We start from the raw sequence: 21,086 nt of genomic DNA, 5'->3' as shown, positions 1-21,086 counted from the left end.
TCTCCTTGTGCTACAATCGGTAAAGAATAACTGGAACGGGGGAGTTTTGTGTACCTTTTTTTTCTACTATCAATCGTGATTATTGCACTGGATCAATTTAGCAAGTGGTGGATTGTCCATAATATGGAACTGTACCAATCCATTTCTGTGATAACTGATTTTTTTTATATCACTTCTCATCGAAATAGAGGAGCTGCTTTTGGTATCCTGCAAGATCAACGATGGTTGTTTATTATTGTGACATCTTGTGTTGTTATTGGGATTATCGTATATATGATCAAAATGAAAAAAGAAACCATTTTAACCAAACTAGCGCTTTCTCTTATATTAGGGGGTGCAATAGGAAATTTCATTGATCGAATACGTACAGGAGAAGTAGTTGATTTTTTCCATTTTCAATTTGGTAGCTATCAATTTCCGATTTTTAATGTCGCTGATTCCGCTCTTTGTGTAGGCGTTGTGTTGTTCTTGATTGCAAGTCTCACGGAAACGAAAAAAGAACAAGTTAATACTTCTGTAGGAGACGCCTAGATGCAAACATATTGTGTTACGATCAACGAAGAACTAGCTGGAGAGAGGTTGGATAAAGCAATTGCGGGTCTTGATCCAGGGTGGTCTCGTGTACGAGTACAAGAATGGATTTCTGCTAATCGCGTATTTGTAAATGGGAAAGTGAGAAAAGAGAGCTATCGGGTAAAAGTCGGAGAAAATATAGAGATTGACGTTCCAGAATTGGAAGAGCTAGATGTCCTTGCTGAGGATATTCCATTAGAGATATGCTATGAGGATTCTGATGTATTAGTATTAAACAAACCAAGAGGAATGGTTGTTCATCCTGCTCCTGGGCATGCAAGTGGAACCCTTGTCAATGCATTACTCTTTCATTGCAAAGAGGATCTATCTGGGATAGGTGGGGTAGCGCGACCGGGGATCGTCCATCGCATTGATAAAGACACCTCTGGTTTGCTCATGATCGCTAAAAATGATTTAGCGCACCATTCGCTCGTGGAGCAATTGAAAGAGCACAGTATAACAAGAGAATACTTAGCTATTGTTCATGGTACTATCCATCATGAACATGGTTTGATTGATGCACCAATAGGTCGTGACCCGAAAGAACGAAAGCGTATGGCGGTAGAGCATAAACGTGGTAAGCAGGCAATTACACATTTTACAGTCATAGAACGTTTTACAAAAGCTACCTATATAAAATGTAAATTAGAGACAGGAAGAACACATCAAATTCGTGTACATATGAAATCGATTGGACATCCATTGATCGGCGATCCTCTGTATGGACCAGCTAAAAATAATTATGGATTTGAAGGGCAAGCTCTGCATGCTACTGTACTTGGGTTTACACATCCAAGGACGCAAAAAAGAATAGAATTAAAAGTAGAGCCGCCAGATGCCTTCTTGGATTTAATGAAAAAATTGAGAGATGAATAAACCTACAGGGAGACTATCGACTCCCTGTAGGTTTATTTTGCATTTCTTTTGACAAAAATGATTTACTTTCCCCGATGTATCGACCGCATTCGGCATGTTGATTTCCGAGAATAGTTTTTACAATATCTTGTCCTTCTTCTGTATCTACAATTTTTCTCAAATCTTGAATCGATTCATAATGCGTCTCGATAATAAATTGAATACCTTCCATACCAGGGGAAATTTTTCTTGTGTTATCAATAAGATTGGTAATTTTCATTTTTACTACCCCTGGAAAGGTAATCATCTTTGGAAAAATTGCTTCTATATAATATTTCTCGAATTCTTTGGAATCTGTAATATTTTTGTAGATACCCACTGTTTTGTACATATGATCCTTCCCCTTTGGGTATAGAACTTACTTCTTCCATGATGGCAACGGAGCTATGGCTTCATCCAGCTTGTGCTTGCTCATGATGCCTATGGTAGTAGGAACAGTTTTCATCTCCAGAAAAAAACAGATATGCGGTATGTTAAAACGCAGTATCTATATGGGCTTGTACATCTTTATTTTAATTTGACTAATCTAAAAAATCAAATTAAATTGCATTTACAGGATATGACAAGCTGTTCCTTTCTATATCAATATTTTTATTAGATTTGAAATGTAGGAACGAATCGATGATAAGCAAAAATGGCTGGAAAAACATCATCACCTGACTAAAAAATATAGTCAGGTGATGAATGGAGTGGTTAAGCTTTTGCATATATTGCTTCTTCTGATAAAGGAGTCTTACTTACTTCTGTTTCTTTTATTTTCGCATCCTCTAGATGGTTTGGATGCTCTGGATAAGCATAGCTTCCATGTTCCGAAATATCAAGGCCGATTTGCTCATGTTCCTCTGATACGCGAAAGCCAACGATCGATTTGATAATGGATAGTAAAACAAAAGAAGCAAGTGCGACATAGAGGATCGTGATGGCTACACCTAAAGTCTGTACACCAAGCTGATGAAAGCCGCCGCCATAAAGCAAACCAGCTGAACCTACTCCTACTTTTTCTACTAAACGTGGTGCAGCAAAGATACCAGTGGAGATAGTACCCCAGATTCCTGCTACACCATGGACAGAAAAGGCATAGATAGGGTCATCAATCCCTCTTCTTTCAAGGAAACTAGCGGAGATTACGGTAATGGCACCAGCGATAAATCCGATGATAATCGCTGCCCATGGTTCCACAAATGCACAGGAGGCAGTGATTGCTACCAAACCAGCCAACAAGCCATTTACCATTATGGATACTTCTAGTTTTTGTTTGCGTAAATATGCCATAAACATCGCGCCTAGTACACTCGCTGTAGCTCCTAGGTTTGTTGTCAAAGCTACATACCCGAAAAATCCATCTTTTAATGTTAAAGTACTACCTGGATTAAAGCCAAACCAGCCCAGCCAAATAATCAAAGCCCCTAACACGGAATACACTTGGTTATGTCCTGGGATCGTGTTTACGGTTCCGTCTTCGTTATATTTCCCTTTTCTGGGGCGCAACATCAAGGTTGCAATCAGAGCTGCTACTCCACCTGTTAGATGGACAACCGTAGAACCTGCAAAATCTTGTTTTCCAAGTTCGTGCAGCCAACCTTCACTTCCCCATACCCAGTGACCAATAACGGGATAAATAAATATGGTAAAAAGTGCTCCAAACAATATATATACACTTAACTTGGCACGCTCTGCAAACCCACCCCATGCAATAGCGAGGGATACAGCTGCAAAGGAGAATTGAAATAAGAAGGAGATTTCAATAGGTGTTGATCCAGCTTCAGCTGGAGTAGATAGGAAAAAATTAGTGGTTCCAATCCATTTCCCATCTCCAAATGTAAACCCATATCCGACAGCCCAAAAGACGATGGCTACAATCGAAAAACTAAGTAATTGCTTTGCGGCTATGTGACCTGCATTTTTCATCCGTGTTGAACCAGCTTCTAAAAGTGCAAATCCCGCTTGCATGAAAATGACTAATACTGCGCTAAGAAAGATAAAAAAAGAATCTGCTAATAATGATAAATCTGCTAATTTCAAATCCAACACCCCTAAAATTTTATAATTGTTAACTAATCTAACACATAGATGTGTTCAAAATTAGAATGTTGGGTTGATAATAGCATGAGTAAGGAAATAAGGCAATTTTGTGTAAGGTTTGTTGACATTATGAATTTAATCAAGTTGAAATCTGAACATTCATCCTCTTTTCTTTTCAATTAATCGAGTAAATTAAAAGTGAAAGTCACGAATAAATGAGAAATATTTACATGAAGTTGACTAAATTTGAATAGTTTTTTTATGTTCTTAGGAAATCAACTGGTCAAAATAAATGCAGCTATAATGTGTATATCAAATTTTTTATATTTGAATATTGATAAATTAGTGGTTGATTATCTTGTATAAAGGGCTTTAACTCATATATTTGAGTTAAAGCCCTCTAAAATAGGTGGGATTTTATCTATTTTTTACTTCTGCTTGATTCTTAGCACCTACATAATTAGTATATCGTTTCAATATACATTTCACCGAGAATTTCTTTCTGTTTATAAGGAAAGTTTAGTTCTTTTTTGATAAACGAAATAAACGTTTTTCTTTTTTGAGAAGCTCAGTCAAAGGTTGTGGATCTGTTGCTTCCATTGTTATATCTGGAGGGAGGACTTGTCGTAATCCATTTTCATAGTCTTCTAGGGAGCGAACACCAACAATTTTAACTCCTTTCTTTGTTTTGTTTACCATGATAATAGTAGGGAATCCGTGTACGCCATAACTTTTAGCTAATTCGAAATCCTGATTTAAAAGTTGATGTGCTATTGGACGGTTTGCTTCTTTCACACAGCTAGGGCCGATCTGTTGGATAATTTCTGTTAATACCTGTTCTTATTCGATATTTTGATTACATACAAACACTGCTTCTCTGGCATGATGTAAAAAACATTTGCTGATTTAACGTTTTTTTGGTGAATTATTTTAAACACACGTGATGGAGAGTAAGAAGATTGAAGTGGATTTGTAAGCCATACCGAACCATCAATAGGCATACGCGAGTGTTCTCCTACTTCTCTCCAGTGAGCAGCCATATCGGAAGGGTGTGAATTCCATTTTTTACATCAGCAAATCCATCCCAGCTTTCTTATAATCCACCCATTACCGTATTGAAATGAAAATAATGACTATATTGTTCAATAAACTTCCGAAGATCAGGCTCTAGAGCCACAGTGAGAGCAGATTGGATCAGTAAAATAGTAAAGTTCGATGATTTCTCTCGGTCTAGAAAAATCAATGAATTCCATTTCATTATCTTTTTGAACACCACAAGCTCGCTTTTCCATGTCACATATTAGGTTATTTTTATTCATTGTTCTCATCTATTTCCATAACTTATTTCTAATTAAATAGCAAATTGCAATTAACATACTTATCTTGATATAAATCTCATCACGTTAAAGTAATCACTTTAGAAAGCTTTCTAAAGGTAAAGATGTCGAACTTCTTTAAGGAATCCTTTGATGATCGGCGAACTCTCTCTTTTCCTCCAAACAAGCGAAATTTGGTAGGCATATTGATCGGTATCGTGTAAAGGTTTATAGATAATGTCGTTTCGTAAATTTTTTGCTGATTCATGTATGAAGGCAATCCCCATTCCTGATGAAACAAGGGATAACATCGTTTGTATTTCGTCAACAGTTTGAACAATAGAAGGGCTAAAACCATTGTTCATACATATCTTCACCATGGTATCATAATAAGCAGCACCGACTTCACGGTTGGTTACGATGAAAGATTCATGTGAAAGATCGCTTACAAAAATTTTAGATTCAGGATCAGCCCTACAATGATCAGGATGTAATGCAATCCAATATGCTTCTTTTCGTATAACATAAACGGACAAATCTGGGTCATTGACAGGTAGTCCTATAATACCAATATCTATATTTCCATCTCGGATAGCTTGAATTTGGTGTACGGTATGTAAATGACGAGGTGTAATTTTGACAACAGGAAATTGGCTGCGATAAGCAGAAATTACATTTGGAAGAATGTCCCATGTTGCCGATTCAACAAATCCCAATTTCAAGTCTCCGACCATTCCTTCAAAGGATCTTCTTACTAAATCCTGTGCATGTTTGGATTTTTCGAGTAGTGATCTTGCCTCTGGTAAAAATAACTTTCCTGCCATAGTAAGTGAAACACTTCGCTTTGTCCTGTTTAGTAACAGTCCTCCAAGCTCTTGTTCCAGTTGTTGGATTTGTTGGCTTAAAGCAGGTTGAGCGATCCCAATTTTATTGGCTGCTCTACCAAAATGTAATTCTTCTGCGACTGCGACAAAATATTTTACCTGTCTTAGTTCCATCTCTTCATTCCTTTTTCATAAATTTTATTTATTACAGATATATAAATAAGATATTTTTGTTAATAATAGTTTCATGTTACTATAACCATCATGGTTTCAAAAAGGAGGTTTATAGATGTCTGAAAAACGTGTTGCTGTTATTACGGGAGGTAGCAGTGGAATAGGCTTTGGTATAGCTCAGAAATTGGTGAGAGATGGCTTTGATGTTACCATTTTGGGCAGGGACAAACAAAAATTACAAGATGCTGTAAGAAAAATAGATTCATCTGTACACTGGGTGCAAGCTGATGTAACAGATAGAGCCGAAGTAGAACATGTCGTTCGAAAAATAGTTAACCGAACTCATGTAATTGATGTATTGATTAATAATGCTGGTCATCTTGAACGAATAACCACCAAGACACCATTGGAAGAAGCTGTGAAAATTTGGGATGAGGTGCATCATTCTAATTTAAAAGGTGCATTTATGATGACCATGGCTGTAGCTCCTTTTTTGCGGAAGCCAGGAAGCCGTATTGTAAATATTAGTTCCATTGGAGCTGCTTCTGGAGGCAGTAGTCCTGGTTCTTTAGCATACTCTTCTGCAAAAGCTGGTCTGAATGGTTTAACATTTGCATTAGCCAGAGAGTTAAGTCCAGAGGGGGTTACTGTAAATGCCGTAGCTCCTGGTTTTATTCCTGAAACTAATTTTTTTAATGGAGGTCTGAGTGAAGAAAGTATACAACAAACAATAGAGCAAATACCAATTAAACGTGCAGGTAAAGCAGAAGATATTGCTGCTGCCGTATCCTATTTGGTGTCTCCAGAGGCTTCTTTTGTAACGGGAGAAGTGTTAAATGTAAATGGTGGTTGGCTTTTTGGGCGTTAAATGGAGCTGTTTTTAGAAATAGCTCTTTTTTATAGAAATTGTTTATTTCCACTGATCTAGGTACTCATCATGTTTATCTAAATGAATATCTTATCGTTGATGTCATTTAATAATACTGGAGGAAACTCATGGGATACTATGTGAATGTGGAACAAGGTGTAAATCTATATGTCGAGGATCTAAATCCTGGAGGGAGTAAGACCATTGTTTTTTTACATGGCTGGCCCTTAAGCCATAATCAGTTTGAATATCAGTTTAATGTTCTGCCTGCATGGGGATATCGCTGTATCGGAATCGACTGGAGAGGATTTGGAAATTCGGATAAGCCATTTGATGGTTACACATTGGATCAACTTGCAAATGATATTTACAAAGTGATCAGTACACTTCGCTTAAACAATTTTATACTTGCCGGACACTCTACTGGTGGGGCAATTGCTATTCGATATATGGGCCGGTACAAAGGTCATGGAGTATCCAAGCTAGTTCTCATAGATGCTGCGGCTCCTGTAGGTTTTGCTGATAAAGATGCTGCTAATCAAATGCTGCATGAAACATTAAACGACCGAGCTAAAATGATAAGGGGATTAACACATACCTTTTTCTTTCAGTATATAACAAGAGCTTACTCGGATTGGTTTTTTCAGTTGGGGTTACAGGCAGCAGGTTGGTCAACCGCAGGAATTATCGTAATGTTAAGAGATGAAAATGTATATGCTGATTTACCTTTGATTTCTGTACCAACTTTAATTGTTCATGGTATTCATGACAAAGTAATTCCTTTTGCACAAGCTCAAGAACTCCATCAAAAAATAAGAAATTCACAGCTTACTCCCTTTGAATATAGTGGTCATGGCTCATTTTATGAGGAACGTGATAAGTTAAATAAACTGCTGAGAAAGTTTGTTGGCTAGACCGATTTTCTTTTTCGTATGGATGATTCATCAAATACAAATACTTTAATGATGACGTATAGAAAAGGAGATAAAAATGAGTCAACGTAATATTTTTGGATACTTTCAAACGATGGACCAAGCGCAAAAAGCAGCAGAAGAATTAAAGGCACAGGGATTTGAAACTATATCAGTCGACCGATTTTCTCCCATGTTAGGCGGAAATCCATATGATGGGGATGAGGAGATCACGAGTATATTCCAAAACCAAAGTAACTCGTTGACAACGACTGCTTTAGGATCACCTCCAATGGATGATGATGCGCGCATTCTGGCAGCCACTCATCCAGATGCAAGTGGTTTAGCCGGCGGAACAGGTTTTTCTCACCCAGAAGATGTATGTTTAACTGTCATCACAGACAATGATCGTTATGAAGAAGCTTTTGACATTTTGGAACAATATGGAGCGAGAGTGTAAATAATATAATACCACCAATTAAAAAGACTTGAGAACTACTTTATTAGACTCAAGTCTTTTTGATTTGTTAATATTGTACCAAGCCGATAAAAAGAGGGGATGGCTCTTTTGTTACATTGATAGTGTATTATGGATTTCCTATATACGTTCTCTCTATCATGCTCTCTTACGTTCCTCATAATAGTACATACTTAACGGCCACCATAAAATCAGAAAAATAGGATAGACGGCCCAGATTTGGTCGGGAGTAGAAACAACATTTACCACAATGAAGAATAAGGTTGTGAGCAGGCTTCCAGCAAGAGAAAGACCAAAGTGATTTTTCTGTCTGGCAAAGTATAAAGAAATAGGCCACCAGAGCACGAGATAAGCCGGATAAATTGCCCAAGGGTATTCAGGTGACAGAGAAATGTTTAGTAACGAATAGTAAAGGATGGTACTCGTACTTGCAATGATGGCAAATGTGAGTGTCTTTGCTCTTTTTCCCACAAATAGAGTGATTGGCCACCATAGAAGTAAGTAAGAAGGATAAAGAAACCATGGATGACTAGTGTCAGAGAAATAAAAGTTATTTAGAATGAATAAAGCAATGATCATCAAACTGCAAATAACTGCGTAGAGTTTATGTTTTCCTCTCGTTACTAAAAGCAGTGTAATCGGCCAGAGTAGGAGCGCGAATGTGGGGAAAATAAACCAAGGATACTCAGGGTTAGTTATTTGATTAACAACATATAAAAAAAGGATTGTCAGCAGGCTGCCGAAAGTTGCAAAACCGATATGTTTCTTTTTCATCAGAGGACCTCCTGTGATTAAATTACTCTAATAGATATAGTAATTAATCACATATTACTCCATCACATAGAATAGTTCAAGTCTATAATGCTATTTCTCCTATCTTTTTATATTATTATGTGTAATATTGGGAGAGTAATAGGAAATAGAGGGGATAGTCAACGATGAGTAGAAAAAGGGGATTATTTTTCGTTATCACAGGAGCGACATTTTGGGGAATTGGGGGTACGGTCTCAAAAAAGCTATTTCAACAATATTCGATTGATGTCGATTGGCTTGTAACAACACGGTTACTTATAGCTGGTTTTTTATTATTAACTATTCAATTGATAGGAAAAGACCGTTCTCAAGTATTTGGTATATGGAAGAACAAAGAAACTGCTGTTCCATTGATCATCTATGGATTGGTGGGTATGCTAGCTGTTCAATATACATATATGGCAGCCATTCAGCATGGGAATGCAGCTGTGGCAACATTATTGCAATATTTAGCACCTGTTATCATTATTATTTACTTGGTTTTAAGTAAGCAATCGGCTCTAGTAAAACGAGATTGGTTCATTGTAACACTTGCATTGATAGGTTGCTTTTTCCTATTAACCAACGGTTCCATTTCCAAACTATCTGTATCGACCCTCGCTATCGTTTGGGGTATTTTATCTGGATTAGCAGCAGCATTCTATACATTATATGCAATTCGGTTATTAAAACAATTCAATTCCCTTGTTATTGTAGGGTGGGCAATGATTATTGGTGGATGTGCATTGAGTTTTATCCATCCGCCTTGGCAAATGGATTTTAAAAGCTTACCACTGGAAGCTTACTTTTATTTAATTTTTGTTATTATCTTTGGCACCATGATTGCTTTTTGGTTTTATATCAAAAGCCTACAAGGTTTGTCTGCTAAAGAATCAAGCCTCCTCGGTAGCTTAGAGCCGTTATCTGCTGTCTTGACAACAGTTTTTTGGCTAAAAGATCGGTTTGGTTTTTTTCAATGGGTCGGGACAGTTTGTATTATAGGAGTAGTTTTTATATTGGCTTTGAGTAAGGATTCGACTGATGTCACTAATAAAATAGCAGAAAATGAAAAGTCCTTTGAAGTATAAAGGGGATTTATTGATTTATCTAATTTTAAATTTCGTATCATCATCAGAAAGGGTAAAATTAGGTGTATCATTTTCCTATAACGGAAAATTATTTTCACGGGGAGAGGGAGTCGTTTGGACATAACAAAATATACAAAGTCCCAACAAATTGAATATATCAATGGAAATGGTCATCATATAGAAGGTACAGCTCAATTTACGGAAGACCTTTCTGGTTCTGAATTTAGTAATGAACTAACTAAACTTTTAAAGAAAAAACAGAGTGAAAACGTATTTGCTGAAATACATCAAGTTATTAAATATTCAAGTTGCTTTGATTTCATTGTTATCTTTAATATAAGACAAATTGTCAAGCCAAGTGCGACAGTTCTTCCAGAAAAGATTCGTGTGAGGATTTCCATCCAAGACATTTTCTAGGGCGATGGTTAATCAAGTGAAGTGCAAATGCGAGTTCTCCTTCAGAGACCTTTACTAAATCGGTACCTTTCGGAAAGAACTCCCGTAATAAGCCATTTGCATTTTCATTTGTTCCCCTTTGCCAAGAAGAGTATGGATCTGCAAAATAAACTCCGACACCAAATCGCTCTTCTAAAGTCTGGTGGCATGCAAACTCTTTCCCACGATCAACGGTTGCTGTCCGAAAGGTACCTTTGGGAAAATATGTTACAAGTAGTTCGAATGCTTGTTCCATAGAGGATGCAGTTCGATCTGGAATCTTTATTGCTAGATAGTGGCGGATTTTTCGTTCCGCAAAGGTGGCAAAGCAACCTTTGCTTTTGCCACGACTCGAAACTACTGTGTCCAGCTCCCAGTCCCCAAACAGTTGGCGTTTCCGAACTTCTTTTGGACGCTGGCTGATCGATTTTCCTATGTTAAATCTTCCTCTTGTTTCCTTGGGTTTCCTACGTTTCCCTTTGTGTCTTAAAACAAGAAGATTCCCTTTGGAGATAAATCCCGAATAGAGCCAACGATAAATTGTTTTGAAGGATATCTTTTCTAATCCATCGTTCGTGCTTAAATAGCCAGCGATTTGTTCGATGAATCCAACAAGAGAAGGCGTTGATTTCCCACTGTAATCCTTTTTCGACGATTTTCGTAAGCCTTTTGTGCTTCCTTTGCACCATAGTTTTCTTTCCCATTTCGATTCCATTCTCTGGCAATAGTAGAAGGATGACGTCCTATTTTTTCTGCTATGGCTCGTGTCGACCAACCCAGTTCTTTCCATAATTCTAGTTGGACACGTTCTTCTGTGGTAAGATGACGATAGCTCATGAAAGATTCTCCTTGTGTAAAGGCTGTTGTGGTGACTTCATTTTACAAGAATCTTTTTATGAGCTTTTTCTTTTTTTGGCTGTCGCACTTCATATTACAATCCGTCAAAGTTAAAAGATGATTTAACAGTATGAAAGAATGTTATTTTAGTCAAAAGGGTGAATCTCATGCAGTGCAGTAAGAAGATAATTGTGACATCAAATAGAGTAACCATAGCAAATTCCTCCCTGAAATAATTAAATATCTCAGAGGGGAATTTCTTATTCCACCTTTTTCGGAGGGATATGGAAAAACACCCTTTTCGGTAAATACTTCGTTTATAGCTTGATGAGCATGTACGGTGACACCAATGATCCATCTGTGTTTACAGTATTCTCAATTTGCTGATCTTTGGTACTAAGGTTTTTGGAATAATAGGGTTGTTTGTCTTCAAGTAGTTATAATGATTGTGTAATCTTTCTGGTTTGTCTTAAAAAAATCACCAATATGGAAAAAGAAATCATAATGGAAATAGCACAAACAATAAACAAATACTGGTATCCAGTGAAGGGGTAAATCCAACCAAGTATAATCGCACCCAATCCTATTCCTAAATCAAAAGAAGTAAAATAAGAAGCATTGGCAATTCCTTTTCTGATCTGGATGAGCAAGATTAATCATAAAGGTTTGAATTGCTGGTTGCGCAGAACCAAATCCAATACCGTACAAAATCGCAGAAAAAATGATACCAACTAAACCACTGGAGAAACTTAATACAAGTAATGCGACTGATGAGATTATAATGGAGAGTTTAATGACTACTGATTCGCCATAACAATCTGTGATATTTCCAGCAATAGGTCGGATGAATGTAAGGAAGACTGCGTACACCAAAAAGAATGTTCCAGCATTCACTTTTATCGATTCTGCAAAAAGCGGTAAAAAAGCAGTAATACCTCCATAAGGAATAGTTGAAAAAACGATTGCTAGAGCAACAGGAAACATAGAGCTATCAAAAAGTTCTATTTTTGAGCTTTGTTTTGTAATTGAATTGGCAATTTCGAAATTAAACCAAGTAACAAAGCAACAATTGAGAAAAAGATTGCAACTGAAAATAAACCATGAAAAGAGTATTTCTGTAATAACCATATTCCCAGCATGGGTCCTACTGCCATCGATATTGTCATCGCTAATCCATACCACCCCATCCCCTCTCCTCTACGAGTGGAAGGAATAATATCTGTTACTGCTGTTCCGATGGAGGTAGTAGATATAGCCCAACCTATACCATGCAGAAAACGTAATAAGATGAGTACCAACAATCCACTAACCCAATTGTAAAAACACATAAACACCAAAAATAAGATTAATCCAAAAACGATAAATGGTTTTCTGTCATAACGATCCAAAAATCCTCCAATGATAGGACGAAAAATTACTGCTGAAATGGTGAATGCTCCAACTATTATGCCAACTTGTGATTCCGTCCCGCCTAGATTTTTAATAAAAAGCGGTAATGTTGGAATTAATAAACAAACGCTTGTAAATAAAAAAAGCATACTGATGGTCAATTTGATAAATGAACTTGTCCATAATCGTTCCATTTGAATCTCCCTTTCCTAACTTACAGTTGTTCTCTACAACCCAAGTATTTCATCGATGCAAATCTTCTACCACATGTTGGTTATCGTAGTATAATTAGTAGTAGGCAATCGAATGGAAAAGGATGGAGCATTGAAATGGATGAAAAAGTTCGCAGAAGAAATTTAGGAGAATTCCTGCAAATGCGTCGAACTCGATTAAAACCCACAGATGTTGGTCTTTCCTTAGGAACTCGGAGACGTACACCTGGACTTCGTAGAGAAGAAGTAGCTCAGCTAGCAAACATCAGTACCTCTTGGTATACCTCCCTCGAACAAGGACGAGAGACGCAAGCTTCAGAAGAGGTGTTAGAAAATATTGCAAATGCCCTACTACTAAACGTTGCTGAGCGTCAACATCTATTTCTTTTGGCAAAACGGCCAGTAGATTTAAATTTCATGTCTATAGAAGATGAGATAACACCAACTCTCGCTCAATGGATTCATACACTTCGGGATCAACCCGCATACATACTGGGCAGAAGATGGGATATATTAGTTTGGAATCATGCTGCGGATCTTTTGTTTAATTTTTCTAAGAAAATTCCTTCACACACGAATAACTACCTCTGGCGTTTTTTCCATAACCCAGCATAAAAAATCGACCTACTTGGAAACCAACTGCAAAACAAGTCATTGCTCAATTTAGGGCTGATAGTGCACGTTATCCTGGAGATTCATCGATTACTGGTTTAATTGAAGAACTTTTAGAAACAAGTGATACTTTCCTTGAAGAATGGAGCCGATATGATGTACAGGAGCTTTTTAACGGAAATAAACAAATTTATCATCCTTCCTTCGGAATGAAGGAAGTTGGACAAGTTACGTTGCAAGTTCCTAATAATCTACATATCAAAATTGTTATTTTGACAAATGTTCCATTGATAAGCATATAAAAATCGTCCTTTTCTATACTCAAATTATGAATAACTGACTTTGGTCAATGCTAGTATTTTATCTAATATGCTTGCTTATCGAGAAAGTAAAGGTCAAGATTCAGACATGTTAAAACAAATTTCTCCCGTTGCTTGGAAACATATTAACGGACGATAATTTACGAAACAAAAAGAATTTGTGGACATGGATGCAATTATTGTAGAGTAATCATAGCAAATTCCCCTCTGAAATAATTAAATATCTCAGAGGGGAATTTCTTATTCCACCTTTTCGGGAGGATGTGCCAAAGATACCCAAATTTTTAATCCCAAAAAGACATAGTTTCTTTACCAGTGTTTGCATCTTTTTGCACAAAAAACTCTGCTTGTCCATCGTCTACATATTTATTAACGTTTTTAAAGTTTGTACATTTTCCCTTGGACAAGCATCTGGTTCCTACTATATCACTTGCATTATTAAAACCATCAGCCTTTTTTAGGGTATACTTACAGCTTGGGCCGCTTTTTAAGCAAATTTTAAAGTCTCCACCACCTGATTTTACTGCATTGCTAAACCATTTAAAAGTTTGAGTCCCTTTGTAATCCCATTTTCCACTATTGGCAGCATAGGAATGGGAGAATGGAAGGCAAACACACATTACAAGCAGAAATGCTAAGCTCCATTTTTGCATAAACGGGAAGATCAACACCTCTCTTCTTTATAAGAAATTGTAAAGTATTTTTTAATCCCCTCTAGTTTGAATTATTAAAAATTATCGAATGGAAAGGATTGAATTATTTTGAACTGGAATAATTTAACTGTTTTTTCTTTTTTTTCATTATTTTTCTTTGAATAAAGTGAATCTTTTAGAACAGAGTCTACAAGGCCTGGATTTTCCATCGTTCAAGTAGAAATTCCCGAAATGAATTTTCTCGCATTAAACTAATAAACCTTTGGGAAATTCTTCGGCTGTTCCTTGATCTGCTTGTGTAACTGCGACATTCATTTTTCGTATGCCTTATTTGCACTATACAAAAAATGGATCATCGTACTCGTTTTAGCAAAACAAAGTGCCTCCAATCTTTGATGCGTCGCGATATAGTAAAGTATTCTATTATTAGGAATAAAATTTCTCTTAATAAATATTATGAATCAATAACATTTTCTAGAATAATAAGAAGTTGATTTAATCATTCCGTTTAATCATTCCGTTTAATTATTCAACTGATAAATTGTAATTGGTTGTATTTCGAGTTGCATAAAACCATTGGTAACAAAAGATATAAATAAGAACAGCATCGATGATGTCACCTCCATAATACATGAGCATTGCACCAGTTTTTGCTTGATCCAAGGGCACTCCTACTGGGGGGTGAGCATAGATATACTTGGATAAAAAGGCATGTGCCGCTAAAGTTATCAACAATACAATCGAGCGGTTAAGAAAAGAATATCGGTGAGGTGTAGGATCGATATAGATAATAGATGCTGTAAAGAGGTAACCAGCTAAAAAAAGATGAAAATGGACAAGCAGATAGATAAAAAAATGCTGATGCATGGAAGCAAATAGATCTGTTGTATATAAGAGTACCAATCCACCTATGTAAAAAAGTGCAGCGGTGATTGGATGGGTTAAGAAACGAATAGGAATGCTTTTTAACAAACGTGTAAGATATCGGGCTTGATTCGTTTTTAAGGTGCGAAGTACAAGTGTCATTGGAGCAGATAGAACAACCAATAAGGGACCTAACATCCCCAAAATCAAATGGCAAATCATATGCGAGGTGAAACTAGTTTGTTTAGCAATAGGAGTGGCTACTGATAGCCATAAACAAAACATACCAACAAACCAACAGGCAGTACGGGATGATGACCATTTTTTGTAATGTCTATTGGAAAGAACAACAAGTAAAAGATAAAGAACCAATAGACAGATGTATAAAAAAGAAAATAAGAGTGTTAGAGATATACTTCCCCCTGTAGAAGGCATTTGATGATGCATATTCATGTAACCGACTTCCTTTTATTCTGAGTAGTTAAAAATAGGAGACCAATGACGATCATAATGACAGCAAGTAGGTTCCAAATAAAATCATAAATGAATACTTCTTTTACATACCGAATCTCATGTAGTTTTAAGATTTTATGTTGAATCGTTCCATCATACAATTGGAAAAAGCCAGCCCCAAATAACAAACCTCCCCACCATTTCGAAGCTTTGCCTTTCTTTTTTCGACGAAGATCGGCATACAAAAATAGCCCACCAATGGTTGCAAACCAACTAAATGCATGAAATAGCCCATCAGAGACAAGACCAATTTCTGTTGTCTCTCTATCATAAAAATGGTGCCAATGTAAAAGTTGATGAAAAATAGTTTCGTCCATAAAGGCAACTAGGCCTAGTCCGAATAGAAACCCTGACCATATGTTTTTAAATGACTTCGTAGAAATTACATTGTTTTTAGTTCTCATGTATGTTACTCCTATATCTCTTCTAATTGAAATTATCGTTTCCAATAACCGACTAATTAAACAGCTGTTGATATATATAATAAGAAATAATTATTACATAAAAAAGGAAAATGATTTTTGGTATAAATCTAGCCTCCTTGGTCATTCTATTGATAGAAAACGGTATGTGGAAGAAAGCCATATACAAATGAAAAGGAGAAGAAATAAATATGAAAATGAAGTTAGTTTCACTTATGATAGCGTTAACATTATGTTTTGGTTTTGCAGTTTTCTCACCAGCTTATGCAATTTCTTATCATGAGAAGGATGCAGTGGGGGGAAATGACAACGACCGTACAAATACAAATACCCCAACGAATAATGCAAATCGTGATAATAACGGTCTCATGCGTAATAACAATAACAGAGATCTGATCAATAATAATAACAATAATGATCTCATTGGCGACAACAATAACAATGGTCCTGCTGATAACAACAATCTGGGACAAAGAAATGGTACAAACTTTACGAGAACAGCTGCAACAAATGATGATGATAACGATACAGACTTCGGTTGGATTGGTTTAGCAGGACTTCTTGGATTACTGGGTCTAAAAAGAAGAGATAAAAACGACCGATAGATAGAATGAGTAAATCCCCCAAAATGAATGTCTATTCCAGATGTTCATTTTGGGGGATTTTGATTTGCTACTTTTTTTGAAGTTCATAACTTAACTTTTGAATGAAAATCGATTCTGCTTTGGAAAAACGTTTTTCTTCTGCTCGAACCCATCCTAGATAAACTGGCTCAGGTCGGGGAATATCGAGTTCAATCATTACCAACTCTTCGCTTTCTATTTGTGGAAATTTGGAAAAAGAGAAATCAAGTCCTATCGTAACGATGTTTTCTTCATGCAAGGCTCGGAAAATCGCATCTTGGTTGTTAGTAGTAAATAAAATATTTGCTTTGCCGTATGTTTCTTGGAATTGGTCCATGTACCATTTCATATAGTCATCGTTAAAAAATACAAAGGATTGGTCGAGTAGATCATATGGGGAGATCGTTCGCTGCAATGCAAGGGGAGACTTTCGGCTGACACAGACAACTATTTTTCCTTTCAATAGTCTACCAAAACTTAAGTGCAAGTTTTTTTCTAATAAATGCTCAAATAAAATGATGAGTCCGAGGTCTACTTTGTTATAGCGAATATCATCGATAATTTCTTGTGTTCCTTTTTCACTTATCTCCATCTCGATTTGAGGATAAGCGCGTTTAAATTGAATGAGTATATCTAAATAAAGGGACAGAGGTCCTGGTATGGTTGCTAGTCGCAGTTCGCCGCTTTGTGTATTGGAGAAGTCATTTGCTTCATCTCTTAATTCTTGAACTTTGCTGATAATCTCATAAGCCTTCTTAATAATCGCTTCTCCCTCAGCAGTTGGGACAGTTCCTTGTCGAGATCGTTTAAACAGAGAAAGCCCAAGTTCTGCTTCTAAATTTGAGATAGATTGACTCACAGCAGAGAGGGTAATATGTAGATTTCGTGCTGCGTTGGTAAGCGAGCCCGTTTTTGCCACTTCGATTATGCATTCCAATTGTTCAAGATGCATCTTTATCTTCCATTCTTTAAATATAGTAAACGTAACCTTATCATAATTAAATTTACCTAAATGTATTATATCGCTAAAATAGTTGCAAGTGCATCGAATTAATTTACAAAACTATCAAGAGTTGCTTTGTCTAATCATATAAAAATGTTTCTTGTTAGCATAGGGACAAGTTTTGGGAGTGGCAGAAGATGAAGTTGTTTCAAGTATTTATGCAAGATTTGAAAAAATTTTTTAAACAACCAATGTTAATCATCACTTTTGTTGCCGTCGCTTGTGTACCAATTTTATATAGTGGATTTTTACTCAAAGGAACATGGGATCCTTATGGAAAATTAGAAAATTTACCAATAGCTGTGGTTAATTTGGATAAAGGTGCGACGTATCAAGGAGAACCAATGAATGTTGGCAAAGAGTTTGTGGACGAATTAAAAAAGAATCCCAAGTTTGCTTGGAAGTTTGTTACGCAAGAGGAAGCGGAAAACGGGATGATTAATAACCATTATTATGCAATGATAACCATTCCTCAAAATTTTTCAACAGACGCTGCTTCGTTAACAAATGATCATCCAAATCAATCAACGATCGAGTACGAATCAAACAGTTACTACAATTTCATTGCGGGACAAATAAGTGAAAATGCTACAAAAGAATTACAAAATCAGTTGTCCGACAATCTGACTGAAGCATACACCAGAAGTATTTTCAATCAGTTCTCAAAGCTATCAAATGGTTTGCAAACAGCTGGAGATGGAGCGACAGATCTAGACAAAGGTGCAGTTCAATTGCGAGATGGACTAACCGTTGTTACAAAAAATCTTTCCACGCTATCTTTAGGTGCTTTGAAGCTACAAGAGAGTATCAAGCTCCTTCATAAGGGTTCTACTCAACTAGCAAAGGGAACAGCAGATCTTTCAAAAGGTGCTCATGATCTTGCAAATGGCACACAAAAACTTGCATCAGCTGGACACCAACTGGAAAAAGGAGCATCAGATGCCAAAACAGGATCAGATGCTTTGGTTAAAGGGATTCAATCATCCAAACAAGGTGCTGACCAATTAACCGCTGGGCTGACATCTTCTCTCGAAGGAAGTAAGCAGTTGGAGTCAGGATTGACTATTTCTCATGCTTCTAGCAAAGAGTTGGCTGAGGGAACTGCGCAAGTAGCTGGCGGCTTACAACAGCTAAAGACTACTCACCCAGAACTCGCATTAGATCCTGCTTTTCAAAAATTGCTTGCAGCAAGTCTTGCAGTTTCTACTGGTGCAACAAAATTAAGCGAAGGACAATCACAGTTATTGTCCGGTAGTCAAACCCTTAGCGCGGGTCAAAAGCAGCTATTAACGGGTAGTCAAAAACTTAGTCGAGGAAATAGCCAGCTGTTGCAAGGGGCAACAAAATTGCAAGTAGGTCAACAACAATTAGCGAGTGGACTACACCAATACAATACAAAATTTGCAGATATAGTTACGGGAAGTCAGAAGTTAGCTCAAGGAGCACGTCAAGCGAATACAGGAGCAAGTAAATTGAATACAGGACTGGGACAACTATTAGCTGGCAGTGGGAGTTTGGGTACAGGTACTCAAAAATTAACTACAGGTGCACACAAGTTAGAGGTTGGAGCAAGTAAGCTGAGTAATGGTTCAGGAGAGTTAGCATCCAAATTAAATGATGCAGCAGATCGAACAGCTGATTTTAAAGCAGATGATCAGACAATTAAAATGTTGTCCACTCCAGTCTCTATTCAAGCGAATGATGATCGACATATTAGTGCTTATGGCTATGGTATCGCTCCTTACTTCATCTCGTTGGCTTTATTTGCAGGTTCACTCGTATTTACGACAGTGTTCTCTGCTAGAACTTCCACAAGTCAAAAAGATGCTTCCGGTTGGAAGTTATTTGTAAGTAAGACCTTAACTTTTGGTCTGATGAGTTTTGCTCAAGCGATGATTGTAAGTACGTTATTAGTATATGTATTGGGATTACAAGTACAAAATATACCACTTTTCTATTGTTTTACTGCACTAGTTGCATTTACTTTTATGTTCTTTTGTCAAGCGATGGTTACGTTGTTTGATCAAGTTGGACGGTTTATCATTTTATTGGTGATGATTTTTCAATTGGCTTCTAGTGCAGGGACGTTTCCATATGAGTTGTTACCAGGATGGGCAAAAGTACTCCATCCATGGCTTCCGATGACATATAGCATTCGTGGATTTCGAGATGTCATCTCTAGTGCAAACTATGGGGATTTGCAAGGGAATATCAATCATTTATTGATCTTTTTGATTATCTTTTTAATATTGACTATCGGCTACTTTTACTTTAATAGACCAAAACCAAAAAGAAAACCTGCAAGAAGATTAGTGAAAGTATAGGTATTAGCAGCCAAAGAGCCAGTTCGTAACAGAGGAATTGGCTCTTATTTTTTGAATAGAAACAAGCATAAAAAGTATTGACTCTCCTCTTAGGGAAGACATTAAGCTCAAAAAGAAAGGAGCGATGAAATGTATTTTACGGTAAAGGAAATGGCAGAGATGTCTCATATAACAGTGAAGACTTTGCACCATTATCATAAGATAGGTCTACTTTTGCCATCAAAAGTAACGGATGCGGGATATCGGTTATACCGGATGAGAGAATTAGAGAGATTGCAGCAAATCTTATTTTACCGTGAACTAGATTTTCCATTATTGGAGATAAAGCAGTTATTGGATCATGAATCCAATAGACAAAAGGTATTAGAAGAACAAAAACAATTATTACTCACTCGTAGAAATAGGTTAGATCAATTATTGGAGACTATTACGAAATCGATTGACTATGTGAAAAGGGGAGAGATGATGGAGAAAAAAGATTTGTTCAAGGGATTCACTACAGAGGAAGAATGGAAAGAGGCATTGGGAGAGCAAAATCAGTATCTACAAGAAGAATATAGGTATTCTTTGCTAGATGATCAACAGGAGATAAAAGTAGACGAATTAAATGAAAAAGCAGTAGAAGCTGCTCGTTTTACCAATAAGATGATTGAAGCATTACAAAAAGGAACAAAATTTAATGATAAACAATTGCTGCAGACGATTGGAGAACACATTACTTATTTAAAAGCACAAAACCTGTTATCTTCTGATGCTCAATTTGTGGAGCAGACAAAATTTTTTTTAGAAGATGATTTTCATCGTACCATGCTGGAGAGTCAACAAACGGGACTTTCTTACTTTTTGTATGTCTCTTCAAAGGCATATGTTCAACAAAACGCATAGACAAATAATCATTTTACTAGTGAAATAAAAAAT

21 protein-coding genes and 2 pseudogenes are annotated in these 21,086 nt (G+C 36.7%); 11 read left to right on the top strand and 12 right to left on the bottom strand.

The features are described 5' to 3' along the window. Positions 1–48 precede the first annotated feature (48 nt). Together lspA and GSM42_RS06695 are read left to right on the top strand one after the other, a co-directional pair. Positions 49–531, top strand: a complete 483-nt coding sequence (lspA, locus tag GSM42_RS06700) for a signal peptidase II (protein WP_160800767.1) — start codon at positions 49–51, stop codon at positions 529–531. Then, on the top strand, positions 532–1,449 hold the full coding sequence (locus tag GSM42_RS06695) for an RluA family pseudouridine synthase (protein ID WP_160800766.1): 918 nt from the start codon (positions 532–534) through the stop codon (positions 1,447–1,449). Positions 1,450–1,462: 13 nt separating this feature from the next. Here the strand turns inward: GSM42_RS06695 and GSM42_RS06690 are convergent, their stop codons facing one another. The 5 genes from GSM42_RS06690 to GSM42_RS06675 form a co-directional block, all read right to left on the bottom strand. After that, positions 1,463–1,819, bottom strand: coding sequence for a hypothetical protein (locus GSM42_RS06690; protein ID WP_160800765.1), 357 nt, complete (start codon positions 1,817–1,819; stop codon positions 1,463–1,465). A 362-nt stretch (positions 1,820–2,181) separates the two neighbouring features. Further along, complete coding sequence (locus tag GSM42_RS06685) at positions 2,182–3,510, bottom strand: ammonium transporter (protein ID WP_420820974.1); 1,329 nt, start codon at positions 3,508–3,510, stop codon at positions 2,182–2,184. Between the two features lie 519 nt (positions 3,511–4,029). Continuing rightward, positions 4,030–4,305 (bottom strand): hypothetical protein, encoded by a 276-nt coding sequence (locus tag GSM42_RS21140; protein ID WP_338055259.1) that lies wholly within the window; start codon positions 4,303–4,305, stop codon positions 4,030–4,032. A 298-nt stretch (positions 4,306–4,603) separates the two neighbouring features. Next, positions 4,604–4,768 (bottom strand): hypothetical protein, encoded by a 165-nt coding sequence (locus GSM42_RS21135; RefSeq protein WP_338055258.1) that lies wholly within the window; start codon positions 4,766–4,768, stop codon positions 4,604–4,606. A 171-nt stretch (positions 4,769–4,939) separates the two neighbouring features. After that, entirely contained in the window at positions 4,940–5,824 is an 885-nt protein-coding gene (locus tag GSM42_RS06675) for a LysR family transcriptional regulator (protein ID WP_160800763.1), read from the bottom strand. A gap of 115 nt (positions 5,825–5,939) precedes the next feature. On the opposite strand from GSM42_RS06675, the gene GSM42_RS06670 reads away from it, so the two are divergent. The 3 genes from GSM42_RS06670 to GSM42_RS06660 all read left to right on the top strand — a co-directional run bounded on the left by GSM42_RS06670 (position 5,940) and on the right by GSM42_RS06660 (position 8,063). Then, positions 5,940–6,692: an SDR family NAD(P)-dependent oxidoreductase gene (locus GSM42_RS06670; RefSeq protein ID WP_160800762.1), complete on the top strand. Its 753-nt coding sequence runs from the start codon at positions 5,940–5,942 to the stop codon at positions 6,690–6,692. 128 nt (positions 6,693–6,820) lie between these two features. Next, positions 6,821–7,606 carry an alpha/beta fold hydrolase gene (locus GSM42_RS06665; RefSeq protein ID WP_160800761.1) on the top strand — a complete coding sequence of 262 codons (786 nt, stop codon included), beginning with the start codon at positions 6,821–6,823 and terminating at the stop codon, positions 7,604–7,606. A 76-nt stretch (positions 7,607–7,682) separates the two neighbouring features. After that, positions 7,683–8,063 carry a hypothetical protein gene (locus GSM42_RS06660; protein ID WP_160800760.1) on the top strand — a complete coding sequence of 127 codons (381 nt, stop codon included), beginning with the start codon at positions 7,683–7,685 and terminating at the stop codon, positions 8,061–8,063. A 156-nt stretch (positions 8,064–8,219) separates the two neighbouring features. Here GSM42_RS06660 and GSM42_RS06655 read toward each other — a convergent pair whose 3' ends face one another. After that, positions 8,220–8,855, bottom strand: coding sequence for a hypothetical protein (locus GSM42_RS06655; protein WP_160800759.1), 636 nt, complete (start codon positions 8,853–8,855; stop codon positions 8,220–8,222). Between the two features lie 164 nt (positions 8,856–9,019). Here GSM42_RS06655 and GSM42_RS06650 point away from each other — a divergent pair, with 164 nt between their 5' ends. Then, a complete protein-coding gene (locus GSM42_RS06650) occupies positions 9,020–9,961 on the top strand; it encodes an EamA family transporter (RefSeq protein ID WP_160800758.1) in 942 nt (313 codons plus the stop codon). Positions 9,962–10,310: 349 nt separating this feature from the next. Here GSM42_RS06650 and GSM42_RS06645 read toward each other — a convergent pair. After that, positions 10,311–11,233 (bottom strand): annotated as a pseudogene (locus GSM42_RS06645) (IS30 family transposase). Between the two features lie 437 nt (positions 11,234–11,670). After that, positions 11,671–12,816, bottom strand: a pseudogene (locus GSM42_RS06640) (MFS transporter). A 135-nt stretch (positions 12,817–12,951) separates the two neighbouring features. Between GSM42_RS06640 and GSM42_RS20965 the strand changes: the two are divergent. Further along, entirely contained in the window at positions 12,952–13,449 is a 498-nt protein-coding gene (locus tag GSM42_RS20965; protein WP_160800757.1) for an MmyB family transcriptional regulator, read from the top strand. Beyond that, on the top strand, positions 13,446–13,748 hold the full coding sequence (locus GSM42_RS21330) for an MmyB family transcriptional regulator (RefSeq protein WP_160800811.1): 303 nt from the start codon (positions 13,446–13,448) through the stop codon (positions 13,746–13,748). Before GSM42_RS20965 ends, GSM42_RS21330 begins: the two co-directional genes overlap by 4 nt. 302 nt (positions 13,749–14,050) lie before the next feature. On the opposite strand, the gene GSM42_RS06625 is transcribed toward GSM42_RS21330, so the two are convergent. The 3 genes from GSM42_RS06625 to GSM42_RS06615 all read right to left on the bottom strand — a co-directional run bounded on the left by GSM42_RS06625 (position 14,051) and on the right by GSM42_RS06615 (position 16,200). Continuing rightward, the gene (locus tag GSM42_RS06625; protein ID WP_160800756.1) at positions 14,051–14,419 is read right to left on the bottom strand and encodes a hypothetical protein; all 369 of its coding nucleotides are present in this window, start codon (positions 14,417–14,419) and stop codon (positions 14,051–14,053) included. A gap of 525 nt (positions 14,420–14,944) precedes the next feature. Beyond that, the gene (locus tag GSM42_RS06620) at positions 14,945–15,736 is read right to left on the bottom strand and encodes a cytochrome c oxidase assembly protein (protein WP_160800755.1); all 792 of its coding nucleotides are present in this window, start codon (positions 15,734–15,736) and stop codon (positions 14,945–14,947) included. Next, positions 15,733–16,200, bottom strand: a complete 468-nt coding sequence (locus GSM42_RS06615; protein ID WP_160800754.1) for a DUF2243 domain-containing protein — start codon at positions 16,198–16,200, stop codon at positions 15,733–15,735. Before GSM42_RS06615 ends, GSM42_RS06620 begins: the two co-directional genes overlap by 4 nt. Positions 16,201–16,409: 209 nt before the next feature. On the opposite strand from GSM42_RS06615, the gene GSM42_RS06610 reads away from it, so the two are divergent. Next, positions 16,410–16,823, top strand: a complete 414-nt coding sequence (locus tag GSM42_RS06610) for a WGxxGxxG family protein (protein ID WP_160800753.1) — start codon at positions 16,410–16,412, stop codon at positions 16,821–16,823. Positions 16,824–16,890: 67 nt separating this feature from the next. On the opposite strand, the gene GSM42_RS06605 is transcribed toward GSM42_RS06610, so the two are convergent. After that, a complete protein-coding gene (locus tag GSM42_RS06605; RefSeq protein WP_160800752.1) occupies positions 16,891–17,793 on the bottom strand; it encodes a LysR family transcriptional regulator in 903 nt (300 codons plus the stop codon). A 188-nt stretch (positions 17,794–17,981) separates the two neighbouring features. Between GSM42_RS06605 and GSM42_RS06600 the strand changes: the two genes are divergently transcribed. Further along, positions 17,982–20,168 carry a YhgE/Pip family protein gene (locus GSM42_RS06600; protein ID WP_160800751.1) on the top strand — a complete coding sequence of 729 codons (2,187 nt, stop codon included), beginning with the start codon at positions 17,982–17,984 and terminating at the stop codon, positions 20,166–20,168. A 129-nt stretch (positions 20,169–20,297) separates the two neighbouring features. Continuing rightward, entirely contained in the window at positions 20,298–21,053 is a 756-nt protein-coding gene (locus GSM42_RS06595) for a MerR family transcriptional regulator (protein ID WP_160800750.1), read from the top strand. Positions 21,054–21,086: the final 33 nt, after the last annotated feature.

Source organism: Shimazuella alba (genome assembly GCF_009831235.1).
Lineage (GTDB): Bacteria > Bacillota > Bacilli > Thermoactinomycetales > Thermoactinomycetaceae > Shimazuella > Shimazuella alba.
The sequence above is the reverse complement of the archived record's forward strand: the minus strand, read 5'-3'. Positions and strand labels throughout refer to the sequence as shown.

Excerpts from the sequence above, each read along its gene's own strand:
- GSM42_RS06595 (WP_160800750.1), top strand. The coding sequence starts at position 20,298 with ATGTATTTTACGGTAAAGGAAATGGCAGAGATGTCTCATATAACAGTG.
- GSM42_RS06660 (WP_160800760.1), top strand. The coding sequence starts at position 7,683 with ATGAGTCAACGTAATATTTTTGGATACTTTCAAACGATGGACCAAGCG.
- GSM42_RS06695 (WP_160800766.1), top strand. The coding sequence starts at position 532 with ATGCAAACATATTGTGTTACGATCAACGAAGAACTAGCTGGAGAGAGG.
- GSM42_RS21135 (WP_338055258.1), bottom strand. The coding sequence starts at position 4,768 with ATGAAATGGAATTCATTGATTTTTCTAGACCGAGAGAAATCATCGAAC.
- GSM42_RS06625 (WP_160800756.1), bottom strand. The coding sequence starts at position 14,419 with ATGCAAAAATGGAGCTTAGCATTTCTGCTTGTAATGTGTGTTTGCCTT.
- GSM42_RS06670 (WP_160800762.1), top strand. The coding sequence starts at position 5,940 with ATGTCTGAAAAACGTGTTGCTGTTATTACGGGAGGTAGCAGTGGAATA.
- GSM42_RS06600 (WP_160800751.1), top strand. The coding sequence starts at position 17,982 with ATGAAGTTGTTTCAAGTATTTATGCAAGATTTGAAAAAATTTTTTAAA.
- GSM42_RS20965 (WP_160800757.1), top strand. The coding sequence starts at position 12,952 with ATGGATGAAAAAGTTCGCAGAAGAAATTTAGGAGAATTCCTGCAAATG.
- GSM42_RS06650 (WP_160800758.1), top strand. The coding sequence starts at position 9,020 with ATGAGTAGAAAAAGGGGATTATTTTTCGTTATCACAGGAGCGACATTT.
- GSM42_RS06665 (WP_160800761.1), top strand. The coding sequence starts at position 6,821 with ATGGGATACTATGTGAATGTGGAACAAGGTGTAAATCTATATGTCGAG.
- GSM42_RS06655 (WP_160800759.1), bottom strand. The coding sequence starts at position 8,855 with ATGAAAAAGAAACATATCGGTTTTGCAACTTTCGGCAGCCTGCTGACA.
- GSM42_RS06615 (WP_160800754.1), bottom strand. The coding sequence starts at position 16,200 with ATGAGAACTAAAAACAATGTAATTTCTACGAAGTCATTTAAAAACATA.
- GSM42_RS06620 (WP_160800755.1), bottom strand. The coding sequence starts at position 15,736 with ATGAATATGCATCATCAAATGCCTTCTACAGGGGGAAGTATATCTCTA.
- GSM42_RS06605 (WP_160800752.1), bottom strand. The coding sequence starts at position 17,793 with ATGCATCTTGAACAATTGGAATGCATAATCGAAGTGGCAAAAACGGGC.
- GSM42_RS06675 (WP_160800763.1), bottom strand. The coding sequence starts at position 5,824 with ATGGAACTAAGACAGGTAAAATATTTTGTCGCAGTCGCAGAAGAATTA.
- GSM42_RS06610 (WP_160800753.1), top strand. The coding sequence starts at position 16,410 with ATGAAAATGAAGTTAGTTTCACTTATGATAGCGTTAACATTATGTTTT.
- GSM42_RS06690 (WP_160800765.1), bottom strand. The coding sequence starts at position 1,819 with ATGTACAAAACAGTGGGTATCTACAAAAATATTACAGATTCCAAAGAA.